The sequence below is a fragment of the Constrictibacter sp. MBR-5 genome, assembly GCF_040549485.1.
Lineage (GTDB): Bacteria > Pseudomonadota > Alphaproteobacteria > JAJUGE01 > JAJUGE01 > Constrictibacter.
This window is the reverse complement of the sequence record NZ_JBEPTK010000045.1, coordinates 1-1,947: the sequence shown is the minus strand read 5'-3', so window position 1 is coordinate 1,947 and position 1,947 is coordinate 1. Positions and strand designations below refer to the sequence as shown.

Below are 1,947 nucleotides of genomic sequence, written 5' to 3'. Positions count from 1 at the left end.
TGCGGAGGGCCCGGATGATCGGAGTGGAGCTGTCGATGGAGATCCGGGTATTGGCCAGGCATGGGAAGGGCGTGCGGGAGATCGCGCGCGAGGTAGGGGTTTCGCGGAACACGGTGCGGCGCTATCTGCGCGATCCGGATGCGGTGCGCTACAAGGGCCGGCCGCAGCGGCCGGTGAAGCTGGAGCCCTTCAAGACATACGTCGTCGAGCGTCTTGCGGCGGCGTCGCCGGAGACGATCCCGGCGAAGGTGCTGCTCGACGAGATCCGGGCTTTGGGATACCCCGGCGGCTACACGATGGTGAAGGCGTTCGTGGCCTCCCTGCGGCCGCCGGCGGAGCCGGAGCCGGTGGTCCGGTTCGAGACGGCGCCGGGCGCGCAGATGCAGGCGGACTGGGCGACGATCCGGCGCGGCCGTGATCGGCTCTCGGTGTTCGTGGCGACGCTCGGGTGGAGCCGTGCGGCCTATGTCGAGTTCGTGACCGACGAGCGGGTGGAGACGCTGATGGCGTGTCACGAGCACGCCTTCCTGGCGTTCGGCGGCGTGCCCCGTGAAGTTCTCTACGACAACGTCAAGACGGTGGTGATCGATCGGGACGCCTATGGCCCGGGCCGGCATCGCTTCCATGGCGGCTTCGCCGACTTTGCCGGCCACTGGGGCTTCCGGCCGCGCCTGTGCCGTCCCTATCGGGCGCAGACCAAGGGCAAGGTCGAGCGCTTCATCCGCTATCTGCGCGCGAGCTTCTACATTCCGTTCGCCAGCCGGCTGGCGCAGGACGGCATCGTGGCCGACGCGCCTGCTGCGAACGCGGCCGCGACGCGCTGGCTGCGCGAGGTCGCCAATGCGCGCGTGCACGGCACGACGGGCGAGGTTCCGGCCGATCGGCTGGACCGCGAGCGCGAGGCGCTGCAGCCGATCGCGGCGCCGTATGGCGGTCGGATCGTCCGCCTGCCGGCTGCCCCGAGGGCAGACCGGGCTCCGCCGGCGGCGCCGATCGTCGGGCTGCAGCATCCGCTGTCGGTCTACGAGGCGCTCCTGGCCACGGGAGCGGCGCAGTGACGAACCTCCAGCACGAGCGCATCGCCGATCTCTGCACCGAACTGCACCTCAAGGCGGTCGAGAGCGTCTGGCCGGGAGCGGCCCAGACGGCCGTGGCCAGGGAAGCGTCGTTCGGCGACTTCCTGGAAGAGGTCTTGAGGACGGAGGCGGAGGCCCGCCGTGTCCGGGCGCGTGAGATGGCCGCGCGCGTCGCCGGCTTCCCGGCGATCAAGACGCTGGATGGCTACGACTTCGGCTTTGCGGCCGGCGCGCCTCGCAAGCAGCTCCTGGAACTCGCCGGCCTCGCCTTCGTCGAGCGGGCGGAGAACGTCGTGCTGCTCGGCCCCTCCGGGGTCGGCAAGACCCATCTGGCCATCGCGCTGGGCTACCTCGCCGCCCAGCGGGCGATGAAGGTCCGCTTCACGACGGCCGCCGACCTGGTGCTGATGCTCGAGACGGCGCAGCGCCAGGGCAAGCTCAAGGAAGCGATGCATCGCGCCGTGAACGTCTACAAGCTCCTGATCGTCGACGAGATCGGCTACCTGCCGCTCGCCCGCGAGCAGGCCAACCTGTTCTTCCAGGTCGTCGCCAGGCGCTACGAGCGCGGTTCGATGATCCTGACCAGCAACCTCACCTTCGGCTCCTGGGACCAAGCCTTCGCCGGAGAGAGCGTGCTGACGGCAGCCATGCTGGATCGCATCTTGCACCACGCCTCCGTCGTCTCGATCCAGGGCGAGAGCTACCGCCTCAAGGACAAGCGCAAGGCCGGCCTGATCAACCAGACCAGAGAGATCGCCTGAGCAAATCGCCGTCCGTGGTCGGGGCGCGCCCCGACCACGGACGAACAGAACCGGGTGGGTCAGATTTAAACCGGCGCTACGAAGACAACCGGGTCAGATTTGCAGCGGCG

2 protein-coding genes are annotated in these 1,947 nt (G+C 69.3%); both read left to right on the top strand.

Annotated features, from left to right (window positions below):
- Window positions 1-14 precede the first annotated feature (14 nt).
- Entirely contained in the window at window positions 15-1,058 is a 1,044-nt protein-coding gene (gene istA, locus ABIE65_RS27785) for an IS21 family transposase (RefSeq protein WP_354081994.1), read from the top strand.
- Complete coding sequence (gene istB / locus ABIE65_RS27780) at window positions 1,055-1,837, top strand: IS21-like element helper ATPase IstB (RefSeq protein WP_354081993.1); 783 nt, start codon at window positions 1,055-1,057, stop codon at window positions 1,835-1,837. Before istA ends, istB begins: the two co-directional genes overlap by 4 nt.
- Window positions 1,838-1,947 lie beyond the last annotated feature (110 nt).

What these genes read in the sequence shown, in the direction of transcription:
- istA (WP_354081994.1), top strand. Translation starts at nt 15, where the DNA reads ATGATCGGAGTGGAGCTGTCGATGGAGATCCGGGTATTGGCCAGGCAT.